The sequence below is a fragment of the Citrobacter sp. Cy070 genome, from assembly GCF_030332245.1.
In the GTDB taxonomy this organism is placed as follows: domain Bacteria; phylum Pseudomonadota; class Gammaproteobacteria; order Enterobacterales; family Enterobacteriaceae; genus Citrobacter; species Citrobacter youngae.
Genome location: NZ_JAOWIG010000087.1, coordinates 16245 through 38852, shown reverse-complemented (window position 1 = coordinate 38852; position 22608 = coordinate 16245). Strand labels below are relative to the sequence as shown.

At 53.6% G+C, this 22608-nt stretch carries 16 protein-coding genes, 1 tRNA gene and 2 pseudogenes; 7 read left to right on the top strand and 12 right to left on the bottom strand.

The genetic code is table 11. The features are described from left to right. Positions 1-18 precede the first annotated feature (18 nt). Genes spoT through recG form a run of 3 tightly spaced genes read left to right on the top strand, consistent with a single transcriptional unit; the run spans position 19 to position 4914 of the window. Positions 19-2133 (top strand): bifunctional GTP diphosphokinase/guanosine-3',5'-bis pyrophosphate 3'-pyrophosphohydrolase, encoded by a 2115-nt coding sequence (gene spoT, locus OGY19_RS18500; protein WP_003024038.1) that lies wholly within the window; start codon positions 19-21, stop codon positions 2131-2133. Between the two features lie 4 nt (positions 2134-2137). Beyond that, positions 2138-2827: a tRNA (guanosine(18)-2'-O)-methyltransferase TrmH gene (gene trmH, locus OGY19_RS18495; protein WP_016151178.1), complete on the top strand. Its 690-nt coding sequence runs from the start codon at positions 2138-2140 to the stop codon at positions 2825-2827. Positions 2828-2832: 5 nt separating this feature from the next. After that, entirely contained in the window at positions 2833-4914 is a 2082-nt protein-coding gene (gene recG, locus OGY19_RS18490; protein WP_003837591.1) for an ATP-dependent DNA helicase RecG, read from the top strand. A gap of 42 nt (positions 4915-4956) precedes the next feature. On the opposite strand, the gene gltS is transcribed toward recG, so the two are convergent. Continuing rightward, entirely contained in the window at positions 4957-6162 is a 1206-nt protein-coding gene (gltS, locus tag OGY19_RS18485) for a sodium/glutamate symporter (RefSeq protein WP_003024029.1), read from the bottom strand. Positions 6163-6387: 225 nt separating this feature from the next. On the opposite strand from gltS, the gene xanP reads away from it, so the two are divergent. After that, a complete protein-coding gene (gene xanP / locus OGY19_RS18480) occupies positions 6388-7779 on the top strand; it encodes a xanthine/proton symporter XanP (RefSeq protein ID WP_003024026.1) in 1392 nt (463 codons plus the stop codon). Between the two features lie 121 nt (positions 7780-7900). Next, positions 7901-9610, top strand: coding sequence for an AsmA family protein (locus tag OGY19_RS18475; RefSeq protein ID WP_115601291.1), 1710 nt, complete (start codon positions 7901-7903; stop codon positions 9608-9610). Between the two features lie 42 nt (positions 9611-9652). Here OGY19_RS18475 and OGY19_RS18470 read toward each other — a convergent pair whose 3' ends face one another. From OGY19_RS18470 to OGY19_RS18430, 9 genes are all read right to left on the bottom strand, one after another. After that, positions 9653-10330 carry a D-lyxose/D-mannose family sugar isomerase gene (locus OGY19_RS18470; RefSeq protein WP_115601290.1) on the bottom strand — a complete coding sequence of 226 codons (678 nt, stop codon included), beginning with the start codon at positions 10328-10330 and terminating at the stop codon, positions 9653-9655. A 49-nt stretch (positions 10331-10379) separates the two neighbouring features. Then, positions 10380-11240: a ketose-bisphosphate aldolase gene (locus OGY19_RS18465; protein ID WP_003827236.1), complete on the bottom strand. Its 861-nt coding sequence runs from the start codon at positions 11238-11240 to the stop codon at positions 10380-10382. A gap of 80 nt (positions 11241-11320) precedes the next feature. Continuing rightward, positions 11321-12172: a class II fructose-bisphosphate aldolase gene (locus OGY19_RS18460; protein ID WP_115601289.1), complete on the bottom strand. Its 852-nt coding sequence runs from the start codon at positions 12170-12172 to the stop codon at positions 11321-11323. 11 nt (positions 12173-12183) lie between these two features. Beyond that, positions 12184-13275 carry a PTS fructose transporter subunit IIC gene (locus OGY19_RS18455; RefSeq protein ID WP_115601288.1) on the bottom strand — a complete coding sequence of 364 codons (1092 nt, stop codon included), beginning with the start codon at positions 13273-13275 and terminating at the stop codon, positions 12184-12186. Positions 13276-13304: 29 nt separating this feature from the next. Beyond that, positions 13305-13622, bottom strand: a complete 318-nt coding sequence (locus OGY19_RS18450; RefSeq protein WP_115601287.1) for a PTS fructose transporter subunit IIB — start codon at positions 13620-13622, stop codon at positions 13305-13307. 19 nt (positions 13623-13641) lie between these two features. Further along, complete coding sequence (locus OGY19_RS18445; protein WP_003024008.1) at positions 13642-14112, bottom strand: PTS sugar transporter subunit IIA; 471 nt, start codon at positions 14110-14112, stop codon at positions 13642-13644. A gap of 26 nt (positions 14113-14138) precedes the next feature. After that, a complete protein-coding gene (locus tag OGY19_RS18440; protein WP_286596956.1) occupies positions 14139-15692 on the bottom strand; it encodes a BglG family transcription antiterminator in 1554 nt (517 codons plus the stop codon). A gap of 446 nt (positions 15693-16138) precedes the next feature. After that, positions 16139-18457, bottom strand: coding sequence for an alpha-xylosidase (gene yicI / locus OGY19_RS18435; RefSeq protein ID WP_286596954.1), 2319 nt, complete (start codon positions 18455-18457; stop codon positions 16139-16141). A gap of 10 nt (positions 18458-18467) precedes the next feature. Beyond that, positions 18468-19850, bottom strand: coding sequence for a glycoside-pentoside-hexuronide family transporter (locus OGY19_RS18430; RefSeq protein ID WP_286596952.1), 1383 nt, complete (start codon positions 19848-19850; stop codon positions 18468-18470). A 290-nt stretch (positions 19851-20140) separates the two neighbouring features. Here OGY19_RS18430 and OGY19_RS18425 point away from each other — a divergent pair. Both OGY19_RS18425 and OGY19_RS18420 read left to right on the top strand, forming a co-directional pair. Beyond that, a tRNA-Sec gene (locus OGY19_RS18425) sits at positions 20141-20235 on the top strand. 295 nt (positions 20236-20530) lie between these two features. Continuing rightward, positions 20531-21745, top strand: a complete 1215-nt coding sequence (locus tag OGY19_RS18420; protein WP_039026320.1) for a tyrosine-type recombinase/integrase — start codon at positions 20531-20533, stop codon at positions 21743-21745. Positions 21746-21793: 48 nt separating this feature from the next. Here the strand turns inward: OGY19_RS18420 and OGY19_RS18415 are convergent. Together OGY19_RS18415 and OGY19_RS18410 are read right to left on the bottom strand one after the other, a co-directional pair. Beyond that, positions 21794-22120: pseudogene (locus OGY19_RS18415) on the bottom strand (5'-nucleotidase); the annotation flags it as partial. A gap of 11 nt (positions 22121-22131) precedes the next feature. Next, positions 22132-22608, bottom strand: a pseudogene (locus OGY19_RS18410) (IS1-like element IS1X2 family transposase); the annotation flags it as partial.

Genomic DNA, 22608 nt, shown 5'->3' with positions numbered 1-22608 from the left:
TCACAAAGCGGGTCGCCCTTGTATCTGTTTGAAAGCCTGAATCAACTGATTCAAAACTACCTGCCGGAAGACCAGATTAAGCGTCTTCGGCAGGCGTATCTCGTTGCACGTGACGCTCACGAGGGCCAGACACGTTCAAGCGGTGAACCCTATATCACGCACCCGGTAGCGGTAGCCTGCATTCTGGCCGAGATGAAACTCGACTACGAAACGCTGATGGCCGCGCTGCTGCATGACGTGATTGAAGATACCCCAGCCACCTACCAGGACATGGAACAGCTTTTTGGTAAAAGCGTTGCAGAGCTGGTAGAGGGGGTATCGAAGCTTGATAAGCTTAAGTTTCGCGATAAGAAAGAGGCGCAAGCTGAAAACTTTCGCAAGATGATTATGGCGATGGTGCAGGATATCCGCGTCATTCTCATCAAACTTGCTGACCGTACCCACAATATGCGCACGCTGGGCTCATTACGCCCGGACAAGCGTCGCCGCATCGCCCGTGAAACCCTCGAAATCTATAGTCCGCTGGCACACCGTTTAGGTATTCATCACATTAAAACCGAGCTGGAAGAGCTGGGTTTTGAAGCACTGTACCCGAACCGCTATCGCGTGATTAAAGAAGTGGTTAAAGCCGCTCGCGGCAACCGTAAAGAGATGATCCAAAAAATCCTCTCGGAAATCGAAGGGCGTTTGCAGGAGGCAGGCATTCCGTGTCGCGTAAGTGGGCGTGAGAAGCACCTGTACTCTATCTACTGCAAAATGGTGCTCAAAGAGCAGCGTTTTCACTCCATCATGGATATCTACGCTTTTCGCGTTATCGTTCATGATTCCGATACCTGTTATCGCGTACTCGGCCAGATGCATAGCCTGTACAAACCACGTCCTGGTCGCGTGAAAGACTATATCGCCATTCCAAAAGCGAACGGATATCAGTCTTTGCACACCTCGATGATCGGCCCTCACGGCGTTCCAGTTGAAGTACAAATTCGTACTGAAGACATGGATCAGATGGCAGAAATGGGTGTGGCAGCGCACTGGGCTTACAAAGAACACGGCGGCGAAAGCAGCACCACCGCACAAATCCGCGCTCAGCGCTGGATGCAAAGCCTGCTGGAACTGCAGCAGAGCGCCGGTAGCTCATTTGAATTTATTGAAAGCGTCAAATCTGATCTCTTCCCGGATGAGATTTATGTTTTCACACCGGAAGGGCGCATTGTTGAACTGCCTGCCGGTGCAACGCCTGTCGACTTCGCCTACGCCGTGCATACCGATATCGGTCACGCCTGCGTCGGCGCACGCGTAGACAGACAGCCTTACCCGCTTTCACAACCGCTCTTTAGCGGTCAGACCGTTGAGATTATTACCGCGCCGGGCGCACGCCCGAATGCAGCATGGCTCAACTTCGTCGTCAGTTCGAAAGCGCGCGCCAAAATTCGCCAGTTGCTGAAAAACCTCAAGCGCGATGATTCCGTCAGTCTGGGGCGTCGACTGCTCAACCATGCCCTGGGCGGTAGCCGAAAGCTGGCTGAAATCCCGCCAGAGAGCATCCAGCGTGAGCTTGAGCGCATGAAGCTCGCCACGCTTGACGATCTACTCGCAGAAATCGGTCTGGGTAACGCCATGAGCGTGGTGGTAGCGAAAAACCTCCAGCAGGGCGAAGCAACAGCGAACGTCCCAGCGCAATCTGGTCACGGTCATTTGCCGATCAAAGGCGCAGACGGCGTGCTGATCACCTTCGCGAAATGCTGCCGTCCAATTCCAGGCGATCCCATCATTGCCCACGTCAGTCCGGGTAAAGGTCTGGTGATTCACCATGAGTCCTGCCGTAATATTCGTGGCTACCAGAAAGAGCCAGAGAAATTTATGGCGGTGGAATGGGATAAAGAAACAGAGCAGGAATTCATCACTGAGATTAAGGTGGATATGTTTAACCACCAGGGTGCTCTGGCGAACCTGACGGCGGCAATCAACACGACCACCTCCAATATTCAAAGTCTGAATACGGAAGAGAAAGATGGCCGCGTTTATAGCGCCTTTATTCGCCTGACCGCTCGCGATCGCGTGCACCTGGCGAATATCATGCGCAAAATTCGCGTCATGCCGGACGTGATAAAAGTCACCCGTAACCGAAACTAGTCTTATGAATGAACAGCGCTATGCACGTATCCGCGAGATGCTCGCACGTCGTCAGCCCGATCTGACCGTCTGCATGGAGCAGGTTCACAAACCTCATAACGTTTCTGCGATTATTCGTACTGCAGATGCGGTCGGCGTGCATGAAGTCCACGCCGTCTGGCCGGGTAGTCGTATGCGCACCATGGCCTCTTCTGCCGCAGGCAGCAACAGTTGGGTGCAGGTGAAAACCCACCTTACCATTGGCGATGCGGTCACACATTTAAAAAACCGCGGCATGCAGGTTCTGGCAACTCATCTGTCAGATAAAGCCGTGGATTTTCGCGAGATTGATTACACGCGTCCCACCTGCATCCTGATGGGCCAGGAGAAAACCGGCATCACTCAGGAAGCGTTGGATCTGGCTGATCAGGACATCATCATTCCCATGACTGGCATGGTGCAGTCGCTGAACGTTTCGGTCGCCTCCGCGCTGATTCTGTACGAAGCACAACGCCAGCGGCAAAACGCTGGGATGTACCGACGAGAAAACAGCATGCTGCCACAAGACGAGCAGCAGCGCTTACTGTTTGAAGGCGGTTATCCGGTGCTGGCGAATGTCGCTAAGCGCAAAGGTCTTCCCTACCCTCACGTAAACACGCAGGGCGAAATTGAAGCCGATGCAACGTGGTGGGCCACTATGCAATCTGCGAGATAAACGCGATGAAAGGCCGTTTACTGGATGCCATCCCACTCAACTCTCTGACCGGCGTTGGCGCAGCGCAAAGCAGTAAACTGGCGAAAATTGGCCTGCACACCGTACAGGACCTCCTGCTACACCTCCCCCTGCGTTACGAAGACCGTACCCATCTGTACCCGATTGGCGAACTGCTGCCGGGCGTCTATGCCACCGTTGAAGGCGAAGTGCTGAACTGCAATATCACCTTCGGCGGTCGCCGGATGATGACCTGTCAGATCAGCGATGGTTCCGGCATTCTCACCATGCGCTTTTTCAATTTCAGCGCAGCAATGAAAAACAGTCTCGCCACCGGGCGTCGGGTACTGGCCTATGGCGAAGCCAAACGCGGGAAATACGGCGCAGAGATGATCCACCCGGAATACCGCGTGCAGGGCGATCTCAGCACGCCGGAATTGCAGGAAACTCTCACTCCGGTTTACCCGACAACCGAAGGCGTGAAGCAGGCCACGCTGCGCAAGCTGACCGATCAGGCACTGGATCTGCTCGATACTTGCGCCATTGCCGAACTGCTGCCACCAGAGCTGTTACAGGGCATGATGAGCCTGCCCGAAGCACTGCGCACGTTGCACCGCCCCCCACCGTCGCTGCAACTCAGCGATCTGGAAACAGGACAACATCCGGCGCAGCGACGTCTGATTCTCGAAGAACTGCTGGCGCATAATCTCAGTATGCTGGCATTACGCGCCGGGGCGCAGCGTTTTCATGCCCAGCCGCTGAGCGCAAACAATGCGCTGAAAGATAAGCTGTTGGCGGCACTACCATTTAAACCGACCGGCGCACAGGCCCGCGTCACCGCGGAGATAGAACGTGATATGGCGCTGGATGTGCCGATGATGCGCCTGGTGCAGGGCGATGTCGGCTCCGGTAAAACGTTGGTTGCGGCGTTAGCCGCCCTGCGCGCTATTGCACATGGTAAGCAGGTTGCGCTGATGGCCCCCACCGAATTATTGGCTGAACAACATGCGAATAACTTCCGCAGCTGGTTCGCGCCGCTGGGCGTTGAAGTGGGCTGGCTGGCGGGCAAGCAGAAAGGCAAAGCGCGTCTGGCGCAACAGGAAGCCATCGCCAGCGGTCAGGTGCAGATGATTGTCGGTACTCATGCAATTTTCCAGGAACAGGTTCAGTTCAACGGTCTGGCACTGGTTATCATCGACGAACAGCACCGCTTCGGGGTGCATCAGCGTCTGGCGCTGTGGGAAAAAGGTCAGCAGCAGGGTTTTCACCCGCACCAGCTCATCATGACTGCCACACCAATCCCGCGCACATTGGCGATGACCGCCTATGCCGATCTCGACACCTCAGTAATTGATGAACTCCCACCAGGACGCACCCCGGTCACCACGGTGGCGATTCCGGATACCCGCCGCAGCGACATCATTGATCGCGTGCGCAACGCCTGTACCCACGAAGCGCGCCAGGCATACTGGGTCTGCACGCTAATTGAAGAGTCTGATCTGTTAGAAGCTCAAGCAGCAGAAGCAACGTGGGAAGAGCTTAAGATTGCGCTGCCAGAACTCAATATTGGCCTGGTACATGGCCGTATGAAGCCCGCCGAGAAGCAGTCAGTAATGGCAGCCTTTAAGCAGGGTGAACTGCATCTGCTGGTTGCCACCACGGTGATTGAAGTGGGCGTGGACGTGCCAAACGCCAGCCTAATGATTATTGAAAACCCGGAGCGCCTGGGCCTGGCCCAGCTGCATCAGCTACGTGGCCGCGTAGGTCGTGGCGCGGTGGCCTCCCACTGCGTCCTGCTCTACAAATCACCGCTGTCTAAAACCGCGCAGAAACGCCTGCAGGTTCTGCGCGACAGCAACGACGGGTTCGTGATTGCGCAAAAAGATTTAGAAATCCGCGGCCCCGGTGAGCTGTTGGGTACTCGGCAGACCGGAACAGCGGAATTCAAAGTCGCGGATTTACTGCGCGATCAGGCGATTATCCCGGAAGTTCAGCGCATTGCTCGCCATATTCACGAACGTTACCCGCAACAGGCTGTGGCGCTAATAGAGCGCTGGATGCCGGAAACCGAACGCTACTCCAACGCATAGTGGATTCATAGCGGCGGCGGATGTTACCCCGCCGCACAGCCGTTATTGCGCAAAAATCGGTAACAGCAGATACAGCTTAATCACCAGCGCGTTGACGATATCGATAAAGAATGCCCCCACCATCGGCACCACCAGAAACGCCATATGGGATGGCCCAAAGCGTTCGGTAATCGCCTGCATGTTGGCAATCGCCGTCGGCGTCGCGCCGAGGCCAAAACCGCAGTGTCCGGCAGCCAGCACAGCGGCATCGTAGTTCTTACCCATCATGCGCCAGGTAACGAATATCGCATACAGCGCCATGAAAATGGTCTGCACAACCAGGATTGCCAGCATCGGCAGGGCCAGAGAAGCCAGTTCCCATAGCTTCAGGCTCATCAGCGCCATCGCCAGGAACAGTGACAGACTAACGTTACCCAGCACAGAAACCGCACGTTCGAACACCCGGTAAAAGCCCAGTAGCGCCAGACCATTGCTGAGGATCACCCCAACAAACAGCACGCAAACGAAGGTTGGCAGTTCCAGCACCGTTCCAACCAGCATTTGCGCAACGATTTTACCCACCGTCAGACAGATAGCGATCAGCGCGATGGTTTCAATCAGCACCAGTGAGGTGATCATGCGCCCAACGTCCGGCTTTTCAAATGCGGTCGGCACAGCCTGATCGTCCGGCATACCGTCTGGCGTGGTGGAGTGTTTGACCAGATAGCGCGCCACCGGACCTCCAATCAGCCCACCCAGCACCAGGCCAAACGTTGCGCAAGCCATCGCCACTTCAGTCGCATTGGTGAAGCCATAACGTTCAATAAACAGCTTGCTCCATGCTGCCCCGGTTCCGTGTCCACCAGAGAGGGTGATCGAGCCAGCGATCAGACCCATCAGCGGGTCCAGGCCCAGCAAGGTTGCCATACCGATCCCGATGGCGTTTTGCATAAGCAGCAGGCCAACAACCACAATCAGAAAGATGCCCACCACACGGCCACCGGCGCGCAAACTTGCGATATTGGCGTTCAGACCGATAGTGGCGAAGAAGGCCAGCATCAACGGATCACGCAGGGTCATATCGAAGTTAACTTCCCAACCCATGCTTTTTTTCAGCACCAGCAGCGCAATCGCCACCAGCAGGCCGCCCGCTACGGGTTCGGGAATGGTGTATTTTTTCAGGAAGGAAACAGATTGGACGAGCTTACGTCCCAGCAGCAACACAAGGGTTGCCGCAACCAGCGTTGATAACGTATCGAGATAAAACATTTACAGCTCCATTAGTGCGTTTAGCACAATCACGCACGATGCATTCCAGACCGATTTTTAGCTCTTATTGAGTTTTCGGGGTGGATTTTAAGCAGAAAATGATGAAAAGTTATATAAAAATGTTTGTTTATCCGTTTTAAATATTAAGAATACCTGCTAGCAAACGTTTGCTTTTCCGCCCTGGTCAGATAAAATCACCGCTTTTCCACCATGGGATTGCCTCTGATGTCCGTTAACGCCGTAGAGTCAACAAATGCGCAACCGGTTGCGCAGACTCACAACAGTGAACTGATTTACCGTCTTGAAGATCGCCCCCCGTTAGCCCAGACCTTATTTGCCGCCTGTCAGCATCTGCTGGCCATGTTCGTCGCGGTAATTACTCCCGCTCTGTTAATTTGCCAGGCGCTTGGTTTACCGGCTCAGGATACTCAACACATTATCAGTATGTCGCTGTTCGCCTCCGGCGTAGCTTCTATCATTCAGATCAAAGCCTGGGGGCCGGTAGGCTCAGGGCTGCTATCCATTCAGGGCACCAGCTTTAACTTTGTTGCGCCACTGATTATGGGCGGTACGGCGCTAAAAACCGGTGGCGCAGATGTCCCAACCATGATGGCGGCGCTGTTCGGTACGCTGATGCTGGCAAGCTGCACCGAGATGGTTATCTCACGCGTACTGCATCTGGCGCGGCGGATCATTACCCCATTGGTCTCAGGCGTGGTGGTGATGATTATCGGCCTGTCGCTGATTCAGGTGGGTCTGACATCGATTGGTGGTGGCTATGCCGCAATGAGCGACAACACCTTTGGTGCACCGAAAAATTTACTGTTGGCAGGCGTGGTGCTGGCACTAATCATCCTGCTTAACCGTCAACGCAATCCTTACCTGCGTGTTGCGTCATTGGTGATTGCGATGGCGGCAGGCTATCTGCTGGCCTGGTTTATGGACATGCTGCCGCAAAATACCGCACCGGTAAGCCAGGACCTGCTAATGGTGCCAACGCCGCTGTATTATGGCCTGGGTATCGACTGGAGTTTACTGCTGCCGCTGATGCTGGTCTTTATGATCACCTCGCTGGAAACCATCGGCGATATTACGGCCACCTCTGATGTCTCCGAGCAGCCGGTTTCTGGTCCGCTGTATATGAAACGCCTGAAAGGCGGCGTGCTGGCGAACGGTCTGAACTCGTTTGTTTCCGCTGTATTCAACACCTTCCCGAACTCCTGCTTTGGACAGAACAACGGGGTTATTCAGTTAACGGGCGTTGCCAGCCGCTACGTCGGTTTTGTGGTGGCGCTGATGTTGATCGCGCTGGGCCTGTTCCCGGCGGTCAGCGGTTTTGTACAGCATATTCCTGAGCCAGTACTGGGCGGGGCAACGCTGGTAATGTTCGGTACTATCGCCGCATCCGGCGTGCGTATTGTGTCCCGCGAGCCGCTGAACCGTCGCGCGATTCTGATTATCGCGCTGTCGCTGGCCGTCGGCTTGGGCGTCTCCCAGCAGCCGTTGATCCTGCAGTTCGCCCCGGACTGGGTGAAAAACCTGCTCTCTTCCGGCATTGCCGCAGGCGGTATTACCGCTATAGTTCTGAACCTGGTGTTCCCACCAGAAAAGCAATAAGCAAAATGCGGCGTTGATTCAGAATCAACGCCGTTGTAACGCTCTTTCACCATTCCCGCCTTGAGCATTGCGTCTAAATCGTGCATAACTTGACTATGTGCACTTCGCGGGATGGAAGACCATGAAATTTATTGGAAAGCTGCTTCTTTACGTGCTGATCGCCCTTGCAGTGGCGATCCTCGGCCTTTATTTTCTACTGCAAACCCGCTGGGGCGCAGAGCACGTCAGCGCCTGGGTTTCACAGAACAGCAGCTACCATCTGGCCTTTGATGCCATCGATCACCGGTTTTCTTCCCCTTCCCATATTCTGCTGGAAAACGTCACCTTTGGCCGGGATGGTCAGCCCGCCACGCTGGTCGCCAAAACGGTCGATATTGGACTCAGTAGCCGACAAATCACAGACCCGCTGCATGTAGACACCATTTTATTGCAAAACGGCACGCTGAATCTTTCCCAGCAAACCGCGCCGTTGCCGTTTCAGGCCGATCGCCTGCAGTTGCAGGATATGGCGTTTAACAGCCCCGGCAGCGAGTGGAACCTCAGCGCCCAGCGCGTTAACGGCGGCATCATTCCCTGGAGCCCTGAGGCAGGTAAAATTCTCGGCAGCAAAGCGCAAATTCAGCTCAGCGCCAGTTCGTTGACGCTCAACGATGTCCCGACCACCAACGTCTTGATTGAAGGCAGCATTGACCATGACCGGGTGACGCTTAGCAATATTGGCGCAGACGTGGCGCGTGGAGCATTAACCGGCGTAGCGCAACGCAATGCCGACGGGAGCTGGGTAGTGGAGAATCTGCGCCTGAACGATATTCGCCTGCAAAGCGACAAATCGCTGGCCGACTTTTTTGCCCCGTTAAGCACCATTCCTTCCCTGCAAATTGGTCGTCTGGAAGTGACGGATGCCCGTCTGCAAGGCCCTGACTGGGCGGTTACGGATCTCGATCTGAGCTTGCGCAACATGACCTTCAGCAAGGACGACTGGCAAACTCAGGAAGGAAAATTGTCAATGAACGCCAGCGAGTTTATCTACGGCTCGTTGCACTTCTTCGATCCGATTCTGAACGCTGAATTCTCGCCGCAAGGTATTGCGCTGCGCCAGTTCACCACCCGCTGGGAAGGCGGTATGGTCAGAACGTCGGGTAATTGGCTGCGCAACAACAAAGCGCTGGTCCTCGATGATGCCGCCATCGCCGGTCTGGAATACACGCTGCCGGAAAACTGGAAACAGCTGTGGATGAACCCCCTACCTGTCTGGCTAAACAGCCTGACGCTGAAGAAATTCAGCGCCAGCCGCAATCTGGTAATTGATATCGACCCGAGTTTCCCGTGGCAGCTCACCGCGCTTGACGGTTACGGCGCTAACCTCGGGCTGGTACAGAACAATCAGTGGGGGATCTGGAGCGGGAGCACCACCCTCAACGCCGCTGCTGCTACCTTTAACCGCACGGATGTACGTCGTCCTTCGCTGGCGCTGACGGCGAACAACAGCACCATCAATATCAGCGAACTGAGCGCCTATACGGAAAAAGGGCTGCTGGAGGCCACCGCCAGCATTTCGCAGTTGCCTCAGCGCCAGGCTCAGATCAGCCTGAACGGACGCGGCGTGCCAATGACGATCCTGCAACAATGGGGCTGGCCCGCGCTGCCGCTTTCCGGCGATGGTAATATTCAGCTTACCACCAGCGGCAATATTCAGGCCGATGCGCCGCTCAAGCCAACGGTCAGCGGCCAACTGCATGCGGTGAACGTGGAGAAACAGCAGGTCACGCAGACCATGCAGGCGGGCGTGGTTTCAGGGAGTGAAGTCACAGCACCACCACCTGCGCAATAATTTATTGTCCGGTGGCGCTTCGCTTACCGGGCCTACTCACGCTCATAAACGAGTATATTCACTGCACAACAGCCACTTCACCGGCTCATCCTCTTCAATCGCCGGGAAGCGACCGCCGGGTTCCAGAAAGTGGTTGTCATGCTGGTCGTCATTGACCATCGAGATTTCCCAGCCCAGCACGAACGCCTTCTCCGCCCAAAAGCGATGATACAAGCGCGGCGGCAGGCACACCCCCTGTCCCGGTTTCAATACCAGCGTCTCGCCAGCGTCAACGGTACGCCGCTGACCATCGACGCTAACTTCAACAATACGCCGTGCGTCATACCCGTCATCAGGCGTGGCCCATGCCAGCTGCATACATAAGTCACCGCCGCCGCGATTCACGATATCTTCCATTTTATGGCGATGAAAATGCCATGGTGTTTGCTGATCCTGCTGAATTTGCAGCATCTTTTCAGCATACGGTTTGGGATAACCCGCTGACCCTGGCTGACCATTGCGCAACGTCAGTAACGTCAGTCCCGTTTGCGCAAAATCTCCACGCCCAAAGTCGGTAATATCCCAGCCCAACTGGAGATCGCGCACTTCACGCCACAGAGATTGATCCTGTTGCCGCCAGGCATCGATCGTAAAATACGCAAAATCAGGCAGACAGACCCGAAAAGTCTCGGCGATGGCATGCGCTTTATCGACGGCATAATTAATATGTGAACGCTTCATTCCACTTTTCCTTGTTGCGAAAGAGGCGGGTCGCCCCGCCTGCATGCCGTTAGTAAAGTGATGCTTTGCCGGTTGAGCCGAACAGTTTCATTTTGTGGCGGATCACGTCCCGCGCGGCGCTAATGGCTTCCGGGTAGATTACGTTCGGGTCCCACCAGGTTTCTTTCGCCAGGATTTCGCGGACTTTCTGGAAGTAGGCATATTTCATATCGCTGGAAATGTTGATTTTGCCAACACCCAGCGTCACGGATTCGGCAATTTCCGCATCCGGGTTCGCGGAACCACCGTGCAGCACCAGCGGAATATCCACACGCCCGGCGATGTCGCGCAGGATGTTCATTTGCAGCTCTGGCTGCATCCCTTTCGGGTAGATCCCGTGCGCGGTTCCAATAGCCACCGCCAGCGTGTCTGCACCGGTTCGGGCGATAAAATCCTCTGCCTGAGCAGGATCGGTATAAGTAACCTTCGACACACCGCCTTCCACTGACGTCCCGGTCTGACCAATCGTACCCAACTCCCCTTCCACAGAAACACCTACCGCATGCGCCAGCTTGACCACTTCGCGGGTCAGCGCCACGTTCTCTTCATACGGCAGCAGCGAGCCATCAATCATCACCGAGGTAAACCCACACTGAATCGCCCGCAGAACATGCTCAACCGAAGCGCCGTGGTCCAGATGCAGAGTAAACGGCACTGGGCTACGCATCGTGATATCACGGACGTAGCTAAAAAACGCATCGCCGACAAAATCATGTTCGCTGGGGTGAATGGAGATAATCGCCGGGGTGTTGGTCGCTTCCGCTTCTTCCACAACTGCACGTACAAAGCAGCTGTCCGCCACGTTGAATGCGCCGATGGCAAAACCGTGCTGACGGGTAGGTTGCAGTAATTCTTTCATCGAAACTAACATGTTAATTCTCCAGTTTCAGGGTGTAGAAAGCCCTGCCAGTGCGTCATCGCAGAGGCATAGAAGGCGTTACAGAAAATGAATCAGGCTTTGCCGATAGCGCCGCTGGCCTGCAGGTACGGAATAATGGCTTCCTCGCAGGCCTGCTCCATCAGGGTCAGGGCATCAACAAGTTCACCGGATGTGTCACGACACAGGGTATGCAGCAGCGCAGCCTTTCCGGCTTCGAAAACCGCTGCGCCAACGTTTATCTTGGCGACGCCAAACATCGGACAGCGCTGTAGCTGATCAAACGGCGTCCCGCTGCCGCCATGCAGCGCCAGAGGTACCGTTGATAACCGGGCAATGTCCTCCAGCCGCTGGAAATCAATGGCTGGCGTAACGCCCGGCGCGTACATGCCGTGTGCCGTACCGACCGATACCGCCAGCAAATCGATCCCGGTCTGCTGGATAAAGGGTTCCACGTCGGCGGCCTGAGTCATCAAATCAGCGTTAGCGGCATGGTCATAGCGCGGAGCATCGGCCAGATGGCCCAGCTCGCCTTCCACGCACAAAGAAACGCTGGCTGCGAGCTCAACCACTGCACGGGTCTGGCGAATATTCTCCTCCAGCGCAAAGGCGGAGGCATCGATCATTAGCCCGCTGAATCCGGCGCGAAAAGCCTGACGAATGCGTACAGGATCCTTTCCATGATCCAGCGCCAGCGCGACCGGTACCGAGGCTTCCTCTGCCAGCGTTTTGACGACCGCAGCGGCTATCGGGGCCGGAAAATGCTCCAGATGCCCCTGATACAGATTCAGAATGATGGGCGCACGGTGTTTCTCTGCCACCCGAACCGCCGCGCGGGCGCTTTCCAGGTTCATGCAGTTGATGGCCAGCAGCGCGTACTGCTCGCGCCAGGCTTTCGCCACCATGCTTTTCATATCGGCAAACATACGGCCTCCGGTTATTCCAGGGTGAAGGTGATCTCTTCGTCTTTCAGTTTTTGATCGCTGAGTTCATCAAACTCTTCGTCACGCTCGGTCACCGGTTTCTTCCACAGCGACAATATGACACCGCAAATCACTGTGCCGATCCCCAGCGCCAGGCAAAACAGCAGTGGATGCGTAAAGAGCGGAACCACAAACATGCCGCCGTGCGGTACCGGGCTTTCGACACCCCACACCATAATCAGGCCGCCCGCAATCGCCGAGGCCACCACGCAGGAGCCCACCACGCGCAACAGGTCGCGCGCTGCAATCGGAATGACCCCTTCGGTAATCATGCAGATCCCCATCGGGAATGCCGCTTTCAGCGCCTCGCGCTCCGCACGGGTGTATTTGTGACGCGTCAGCAGGAAAGAGAGCGTAATGCCGAACGGAGGGATCATCGAGCCAACAAACTTCACCGCTTCCGGACCGTACACACCGCTGACCAGCATGCCGTCAGCAAACAGCGACATGGTTTTATTCACCGGTCCGCCGAAGTCGAATGTCGCCATCGCACCGAGGATAGCGCCCATCAGAAAGCGGGATCCGCCCTGCATGGACTCCAGCAGATGAATCAACGCGTCCTGCAGCCAGGCTATCGGCTTGCCAATCAGCGTCATCATCAACAGGCCGCCAATGACGGTACTCAGTACCGGCAACACCATGATGGGCATCAGCCCCTGCATCGACTGTGGCAAACGGATATAGCGCTTAAGAAGCAGTACGGTATAACCGACCAGGAACCCGCCCAGCATCCCGCCGATAAAACCGGTATGAATTTCGCCGCAAACAAAACCGACAATCAGGCCCGGCGCAAATCCAGGACGGTCGGCAATGGAGTACGCAATCGCCGCACTAATCAGCGGTACGATTAACCCCATCCCCCAGCCGCCAATCTGGTTGAGCATCCAGGGTATGGTTCCTGTTTTTTCACCCACGTTAGTGCCGCCAAGTATTTGCCCGAGAGCAATACAGATCCCGGCGGCGACAATTAACGGGATCATCCACGAAATTCCCGTTAATAAATGTCTTTTTATTTCCTGAGATAGCGGAATTTTATTTTCACTCATGTGAAATCCCTCCAGAATGAGGATCGCTACTAGTTGGTGTTAACTAATGATTTTTCGACCTTTTCAAGAAACTGAATGGGCGATTTTATGACGATTTCGGTTTTCACTCGCACAATGCGTTTATTTGAAAATCGTTCCTCCCCTCTTATTTTGACATCGACAGCAAGAATTACGACATCAGCTGCAGAAATATCCTCTGTCAGCAGTTCGTTCTCCGTGCCGATAGTTCCCTGGGTTTCAACTCTTATATTATGACCAAGCGCTTTAGCACCTTTAATTAGCTTCTCACGAGCAATATAGGTGTGCGCAATACCCGCCGTACAGGCGGCAACACAAACAATATTCATAACATGCTCCACTTTTTATTTAGCAGACATTGGATTCAGCATATTGGCTAAAAAGCTCAATAATTTTCTGTGGACTGCTTTCGACTAACAGTTGTTCAATAATGTCGTCATCCGCCAACGCGCCGGCAACCTGCGAAAGCAGACGAATATGTGTAGTGTTTTGATCTTCAAGACGTACGGCAAACAGAATGATGCAGCGCACGTTGCTACCATCCAGGGTTTCCCAGGGAATATCCTGGCGGGTACGCCCAATTGCCAGCGTGGTATTGACCACCGCCGAGGATTTCCCGTGCGGGATCGCAATATGATTTTCGAAGCCGGTCGAGCCTTCTGATTCACGCTGCCAGACATCCTGAATAAACGTTTCCCGACAGCTAATTGCCCCATCTTTTTGCAGAATATCCGTCAGTTCCTCAATAGCCTCCGTTTTGTTTGTGGCCTTCATGTCCAAAATAACGCGATTTGTATTGAGTATTTTCGTGATGTCCATCAATCATACCTCATGGAGTTCAGACATTAATTTTCGACGACCAGCGACGTCGCCCGATGTAATTTTTCCGTAATAACCGTTTCTGTTACCCGCTTAATATCTGCATCATTGAAAAAGGCGGTGACATACACGACCGGCATAGCAACAGCAGGTAAATTTATCGTCGATACCACCAGTTCAATATCGTCAGTCAGTACGGAGGGCAGGCTGCCTGCCGATACCACGCCGACGATAGTCCAGTCCGGAAAGGCGCGCAGAATACGGCTTTTGAGTAAGTGAGAGGTGCCAATACCGGTTGAGCAGACCAGCAGCACACGCTTACGCGCTATCTGCCGCTCCATTGCGGCTTGAAAATGCACGGTTAAATATCCCACCTCATCTTCCGACACGGGCCGCTCGCCCCAACCGCTAAACACCCGATTCACCGCGCACTGGGTCAGACGCCACACGTCCTGCAACTCGCCTTTAATATCCTCCAGCAGCGGATTACGAATGCGGATCTGGTAGTTCAGGCGGTTAATCAGCGGCTTAATGTGGATCAGCAATCCGTCATACAGCGCCGTGTCCTGGCTAAGATCGCTGTCGACCATCTCGGCAAAGGAGGCAATCAACCGATGGGTAATCAAACGCGCTTCGTCGCTGGAGTGCATATGGCCAATCACGCTCACGTCGTTATGCTCTTCAATTACCACGCCGGAGGAGATAATGTATTGATATATAAACCAGACTTCGTCTTCCGGTAGCGGGTGGGCAATGCGTTTTTCAATATGTTGAATCATCCGGCTGGCAATGGAAAAAATATTCTCGTCACATGAGGTGATATTTTCATCTTTTCTCGGTAGCGCATTGCCCCGCGTGATGCGGTACATCATGATCAAAATATGGGTAAAGATATTGATGTAATAAGGCTCGCCCAAAGACCAGCACAGGTCGTTCTCCATTTCCTGCAATAACGTCTGGACAAATAAAACATCTTCTTCGCCAAAGTAATGCACTAAGGCTTTATAACTGCCCGGGTCAAGGCGTGAATAAACCACGTTACCGGGTTCATTATGGTTAATCACGCCGTTAATCAGCGACGCCATCGCCTGGCGTACACCGCTCTCGCTGCCTTCGATATGCGTGCCGCTCTGACTGCGAATCAACGACAGGCCCAGTGGGGTAATCCAGGATTCAATTACTTTCAGATCGTTAACAATCGATGCGCTACTAATGAAATAACGTTCGGATAATTTACTGATCGACGTTTCATGCGGCGTTTCGCTTAATAATTGTGAGGCTATCTTGACTCGCCGTGAATTATTCATCATGCCGTCAGTATCATCACCCTCCGATCCTAATAACTGGTCCATATATAAAAGGTCGGTAATATTATCGGAACTTAATATCACCCCAGCACCAGCACGTTTATCGATGGTTATTTTCCATTCTGATAACCATGGTTCCAGTAAGCGCAGATCGCGCTGCACAGTTTTCTCTGAAACAGATAAATACTCGGCAATTTTCAGCAGCGTGACATATTCCTTCTTAGACAGAAGAAACTTTAATAATCTGTTTTGTCGCGAGGTAATCATTTGCATTATTTACCCTTATTACATACCAGATTAAATATCTATACCCGTCATACTTCAAGCTGCATGTGCGTTGACTTTCCTCGCTCACCCCAGTCACGTACTTATGTACGCTCAGGGGATTCGCTGCGTCGCCGCCTTCCTGCAACTCGAATTATTTAGGTTATAAAGAAGCATTTATGCTCCACGTGTAATCCGTGATGATAAATATAAGAGGACTACGATGCGCCAACAATACTAAATCGTGTCCAGTAATCCGGACAGAAATAAGACAAAAAGAGGAAATAGTGAGATATTTACGGCGCAGATCACATTTTTCGCGGGAATCAGAGTGATACCGCTCGCAAATATGCAGAGATAAAAATTTAATTCAGGATGTTTTGGATTTTCAGATCTGGAATGCTGCTCGCAGCGTGGGCCGGATAAAACGCATCCGGCACCACGTCGACACATGCTTACAAGGTAATCGTCAGCTCACTGCCCTGTGGAGTAATAACTACACCCAGCTCGCTGCCCATATGCGACCCGCATTTAATGCCGCCAATTTTCTGAATATTTCGCAGGCACAGCGTCCAGTTCCGTGCCTCACCGTTCCCTTTCACAGTGATGGTATTACCTACACGCGTCGCCTTCAGCGTGAAGATAACCGAGCCGTCCATCGCAGGCACTTCACACACCGCTTCCCGGCCCTCCTGCAGATGGAACAGCTGGAACGCGGTTCCTTCATGCCAGGCGTAGTCCGGCTTCTGGTTATTGCTGCCCAGCGCCAGCAGGGTGTTCTCACGCACGTAGACTGGCAGGCTCAGGAAGTCATGCTGCTGTTTATGCCAGCGGCTACCAGACACCTCGTCGTTACGCCACAGATGCGTCCAGCGTCCTTCCGGCAGGTAGAACTGCACATCACCCTTCTCGCTAAACACCGGCGCAACCATCACGCTATCGCCCAGCATATACTGGCGGTCGAGGTAATCACATGCCGGATCGTCCGGGAACTCCAGCATCATTGCGCGCATCATCGGCGTTCCTTGCTCATTGGCGCGCGCCGCTTCGCGATACAGATACGGCATCATGCGGCATTTCTGCTCGGTGAAGTAGCGCACCACATCGCAGGATTCGTCATCGTACGCCCACGGCACGCGGTAGGATTTGCTACCGTGCAGACGACTATGGCTGGAGAGCAGCCCGAACGCACACCAGCGCTTGTAGACGTGCGCCGGGGCGGTATTCTCAAAGCCGCCAATATCGTGACTCCAGAAGCCAAAGCCGGACAGACCAATGGACAACCCGCCGCGCAGGCTTTCCGCCATCGATTCATAGTTGGCATAGCAGTCGCCGCCCCAATGCACCGGAAACTGCTGCGCGCCGACCGAAGCTGAACGGGCAAACAGCACCGCCTCTTCTTCACCGACAGTCTCTTTCAGCACGTTCCACACCAGTTCGTTGTAGATGTACGCATAATGGTTATGCATTTTCTGCGGATCGGCACCGTCAAACCACTGAACGTCAGTAGGAATGCGTTCGCCAAAGTCAGTTTTGAAACAATCCACGCCGATATCCACCAGACCTTTCAGCTTGTTGGCATACCACTCGCAGGCTTCGGGATTGGTAAAGTCATAAATCGCCAGGCCCGGCTGCCATTTATCCCATTGCCACAGGGAGCCGTCCGGACGTTTGAGCAGATACCCTTTCTCTTTCATCTCTTTGAAAATTGGTGATTTTTGCCCGATATACGGGTTGATCCACACGCAGACCTTCAGCCCTTTTTCTTTCAGACGGCGGATCATGCCTTCCGGATCCGGGAAGGTCACCGGATCCCACTCAAAGTCGCACCACTGGAAGGCTTTCATCCAGAAGCAGTCAAAGTGAAAAACGTGTAGCGGCAGATTGCGCTCGGCCATGCCGTCGATAAAGCTGTTGACCGTCGCTTCGTCATAATTGGTGGTGAACGACGTGGTCAGCCACAGGCCGAACGACCAGGCAGGCGGCAGCGCGGGACGGCCAGTGAATTGGGTATAACGGTTCAACACGTCCTTCGGCGTTGGGCCGTCAATAACGAAGTATTCCAGATACTCGCTTTCCACGCTGAACTGCACTTTCGACACTTTCTCAGAGCCGATTTCAAACGACACGCACTGCGGATGGTTCACCAGCACGCCGTAACCGCGGTTGGTGATATAGAACGGGATGTTCTTGTAAGATTGCTCGGTGCTGGTGCCGCCGTCGCGGTTCCAGGTTTCTACCGTTTGCCCGTTACGCACCAGTGCGGTAAAGCGTTCGCCCAGACCATATACCGTTTCCCCGACACCGAGATCCAGGCGCTCAAACATATAGTTACGCCCGCTGTGAGTATCCTGCACGTAGCCGTTGTTTTTCAGCTGACTGCCGGTAATACGTTCGCCGTTACGCAGGAAGTCCAGCGACCAGAACTCACCTTTGGTCACGCGCACGCTCAAGTTACCGCTCTTCAGTTCGGCAAATTCAGCGGTGTTCTGCATCTCGACCTTCACATCCTGCAGCACGTTCAGCGGGTAATGCGGACCGGTATCCAACGCCCCCTGGAAGTGCTCCATACGCACCCCCACCACGCCCTCCTGCGGCGAGAAGAAGCGCAGGGTGAAGAGTGGAGTATCCAGTTGCCAGGTACGTTCGCGCACATCGCGCGGCGCAACGTAGACAATCATCTCGTTACCCTGCTGTTCGACCTCGAATACCTGAATCGGGTTAATCACGTTCAGACCGGGCTGAATCAGCCAGTTTCCATCGCTAATTTTCATTGTCGGTTCCTTAGTTCTGTAATTCTTTCGTCGTAAAATCCTGCTGATTGCGGCGCGCACCCTGAGCCAGTTGATTCATGATTTCAGTCAGATACGGCGTTTTCAGGGTATAGAAGCGTTTGGCAATCACGGCACTCAGCAGGTAGCAAATAGCCGGAACAATGGTGAACAGCCCGATGATGATGCTAATAGTGGCGCTGTTCTGGGTTTTCGCTGCGGCGTCGTATCCCCCGCCCGCCAGCATCCAGCCGATCATCGCCCCGCCGAGCGCCAGACCCAGCTTGAGTACGAACAGCGTGCCCGCAAAGCTGATCCCCGTCAGACGCTTTCCGTTGCACCACTCGCCGTAGTCAACGGTGTCGGACATCATGACCCACTGAATTGGCGTCACGAGCTGATGCAGTACACCAATCACGAAGATGAAGACGAACATGGTGATGTTGGCGTGCATCGGTACGAAGAACATCGCCAGACTGACGACCGCCAGCGCGGCGTTGGTCCACCAGAAGACGCTGACTTTGCATTTCCAGTCGGTGAGCGGCTTCGCCAGCGCAGAGCCGATAAGATTGCCGACGCAATAGGAGGTGAGGAAGGCGACAAACACTTCCGGGGTACCCAAAATCCAGGTGACGTAATACATCATCGCCCCGCCGCGAACGCAGACGGCCAGGATGTTGAGGATGGTCAGCAGGCCGACGATGCGCCATTGGTCGTTCTGCCAGATGTCGCGCAGGTCTTCACGCATCGAGGTGGTGCTCGGCGGCGCTTCCACGCGTTCTTTGGTGGTGAAAAAGCAAAATGCCAGCATCAGGAAGGCCACAACCGAGAGCACGGCAATCCCGCCCTGAAAGCCGAACGCTTTATCCTCACCGCCAATCAGATTCACCAGCGGCATCATCAACACGGTGGAGAGCATGCCGCCCGCCGTCGCCAGCACAAAGCGCCAGGACTGCAGGGAGATACGCTGTGTGGGGTCATTTGTGATGACACCGCCCAGTGCGCAGTAGGGAATATTCACCACGGTGTAGAGCAGGGTCAGCAGGGTGTAGGTGATTGCGGCATAAATCATTTTGCCATGCAGGCTGAGATCCGGCGTGCTGTAGGCGAGCACACAGACCAGACCAAACGGCAGTGCGCCAAATAGTACCCACGGGCGAAATTTCCCCCAGCGCGACCGGGTGCGGTCGGCGAGCAGTCCCATGCAAGGGTCTGAGATAGCATCCAGCGCGCGGGCCAGCAGGAACATGGTGCCGACAAATCCGGCCGGAATACCAAAAATATCGGTATAGAAGAACATCATATATAACATAACGTTATCAAAGATGATGTGGCTGGCGGCATCGCCCATACCGTAGCCAATCTTCTCTTTAACGGACAAAATCTCACTTTTCATTACGCATCCTTGTTAGCACTTTCACACGCACTGATACCGGTTACAGTTCTTGTAAACCATCCCTGTGAGCGCGGGTATTCCGATATCTCGTTATCAAATTACGATTCTTGTTTTCTGTGATCGGGGTAGCGTCGAAAAATGTGATGAAATGTAACTACCGGATTTATTGAGGATTTATATGAAACCGATCATGGCAAGACAAAAGGGAAGTTAAAAAAGTGAGTGGGGGGGTGTGGAAACGTTTGGAAGTAGCTATAATGCGCCCCGCCTCCATGTAGCAATCGAGGCGCGGAAGATCGTCATCTCCGGTGAGGTGGCTGGACTTCAAATCCAGTTGGGGACGCCAGCGTTCCCGGGCAGGTTCGACTCCTGTGATCTTCCGCCAATTTGCCTCTCCTGAACTCCCTCGAAGTCAACAAAACCCCTGTAATACCTGATAAAACAAGAGAAATAACCCCACCATTGTCGCCTGAAGGTAATCGGCATCAAGTCCTTTTTGGGGGTACATTAGGGGGTGTTATTTTCCTTTAAAATATCAGCACCCCCATAATGGTAAAAATGTGATATATAACAACAGGTTTCAAAGACATCTTTGTTATATAAGGGGTACATGGGGGTATCAGGTTAATCATTAGCGGAAGTCCCCTGGAGGATGGATTCATCAAAAGCCGGAGGATGTAATGGCGCTAACCGATGTAAAAGTGAAAACCGCAAAGCCAAAAGAAAAGCCCTATAAGCTGACCGATGGCGGCGGCATGTATCTACTGATTAACGCTAATGGTTCCAAATACTGGCGTATGAAGTACCGCTTCGCCGGTAAAGAAAAGATGCTTTCCATTGGCGTATACCCTGATGTTTCCCTGGCTGACGCACGCGAAAAGCGCAGTGAGGCCAGAAAAATTCTCTCCGCTGGAGGAGATCCGGGTGAAGTAAAGAAAGAAGAAAAAATCGCCCAGCAAATGAGCCAAAAGAATACGTTCGAGGCCATTGCCCGCGAATGGCATCAGACGAAAGCCGATCGCTGGTCATTACGCTACCGCGATGAAATCATCGACACCTTCGAGAAGGATATCTTCCCTCATACGGGAAGACGCCCTATCGTCGATATTAAGCCGATGGACTGGCTTGAGATCCTTCGTCGCCTTGAAAAGCGCGGCGCTTTAGAGAAAATGCGCAAAGTCCGCCAGCGTTGTAATGAAGTCTACCGTTACGCTATCGTTACCGGGAGAGCTGAATATAATCCCGTGTCAGATCTTGCTACAGCGCTGGCAACGCCTAAGAAAACACATTTCCCGTTCCTCACAGTCGAAGAGTTACCACACTTCCTTAAAGATCTGGCCGGATACACCGGTAGTATTATCACCAAAACAGCCACACAGATCATCATGTTAACCGGCGTGCGTACACAAGAGCTGCGTTTCGCTCGCTGGGAAGATATCGATTTTGAGAAGAAATTGTGGGAAATCCCGGCAGAAGTGATGAAGATGAAACGGCCTCATATTGTGCCGCTCTCAGAGCAGGTCATTGCGCTGTTTGCACAGCTTGAACCGATCTCAAGGCATCACCCGCTGGTTTTTATCGGCAGGAATGATCCTCGCAAGCCGATCAGCAAGGAAAGCATTAATCAGGTTATAGAATTGCTGGGATATAAAGGCAGGCTGACGGGGCACGGTTTCCGCCACACGATGAGCACCATTCTGCATGAGCAGGGGTTTAACTCCGCGTGGATTGAAACGCAGCTTGCACACGTCGATAAGAACGCGATTCGCGGGACGTATAACCATGCTCAGTATCTTGATGGGCGTAGGGAAATGATGCAGTGGTATGCGGATTATATCGATGAGTTAGGGAGAGCTGGGGCCGTGGTAGAAGGGATGTTTGGGAAGACAGCATAAATTAATAAATAGCCTTCTAGCAGTAAAGATGGCTATTTATTTAAGGTTTCATGACGCTTTGTTTTCAAAAAGCTCTGAATTGCTGGCGTAAGGTACTTTCCCGGAAGGAACCACCTTTGCAGCAGTATTCAAATGCACATCCTGATCGTCAAAGAAAATGTGCGGTTTAAATGCCTTCAAAACTTTTGTTTTCTCTACACCGCCAAGAAAAAAAGCTTCATCGACATACACCCCCCAGCTTCTCAGTGTTTTAATGACGCGCATTTCCGATGGGCTGTTTCTGGCGGTCACCAGTGCAATACGGACAGGGGAATACTCAACTCTTGTCGGTAGTCGCTCCTGAAGCCTGGCTACTTTTTTTAGGGAAGGTGGGTAATGACTCCAACTTACTGATAGTGTTTTATGTTCAGATAATGCCCGATGACCTTGTCATGCAGCTCCACCGATTTTGAGAACGACAGTGACTTCCGTCCCAGCCTTGCCAGATGTTGTCTCAGATTCAGGTTATGCCGCTCAATTCGCTGAGTGTAACGCTTGCTGATTACGTGCAGCTTTCCCTTCAGGCGGGATTCATACAGCGGCCAGCCATCCGTCATCCATACCACGACCTCAAAGGCCGACAGCAGGCTCAGAAGACGCTCCAGTGTGGCCAGAGTGCGTTCACCGAAGACGTGCGCCACAACCGTCCTCCGTATCCTGTCATACGCGTAAAACAGCCAGCGCTGACGTGATTTAGCACCGACGTAGCCCCACTGTTCGTCCATTTCAGCGCAGACAATCACATCACTGCCCGGCTGTATGCGCGAGGTTACCGACTGCGGCCTGAGTTTTTTAAGTGACGTAAAATCGTGTTGAGGCCAACG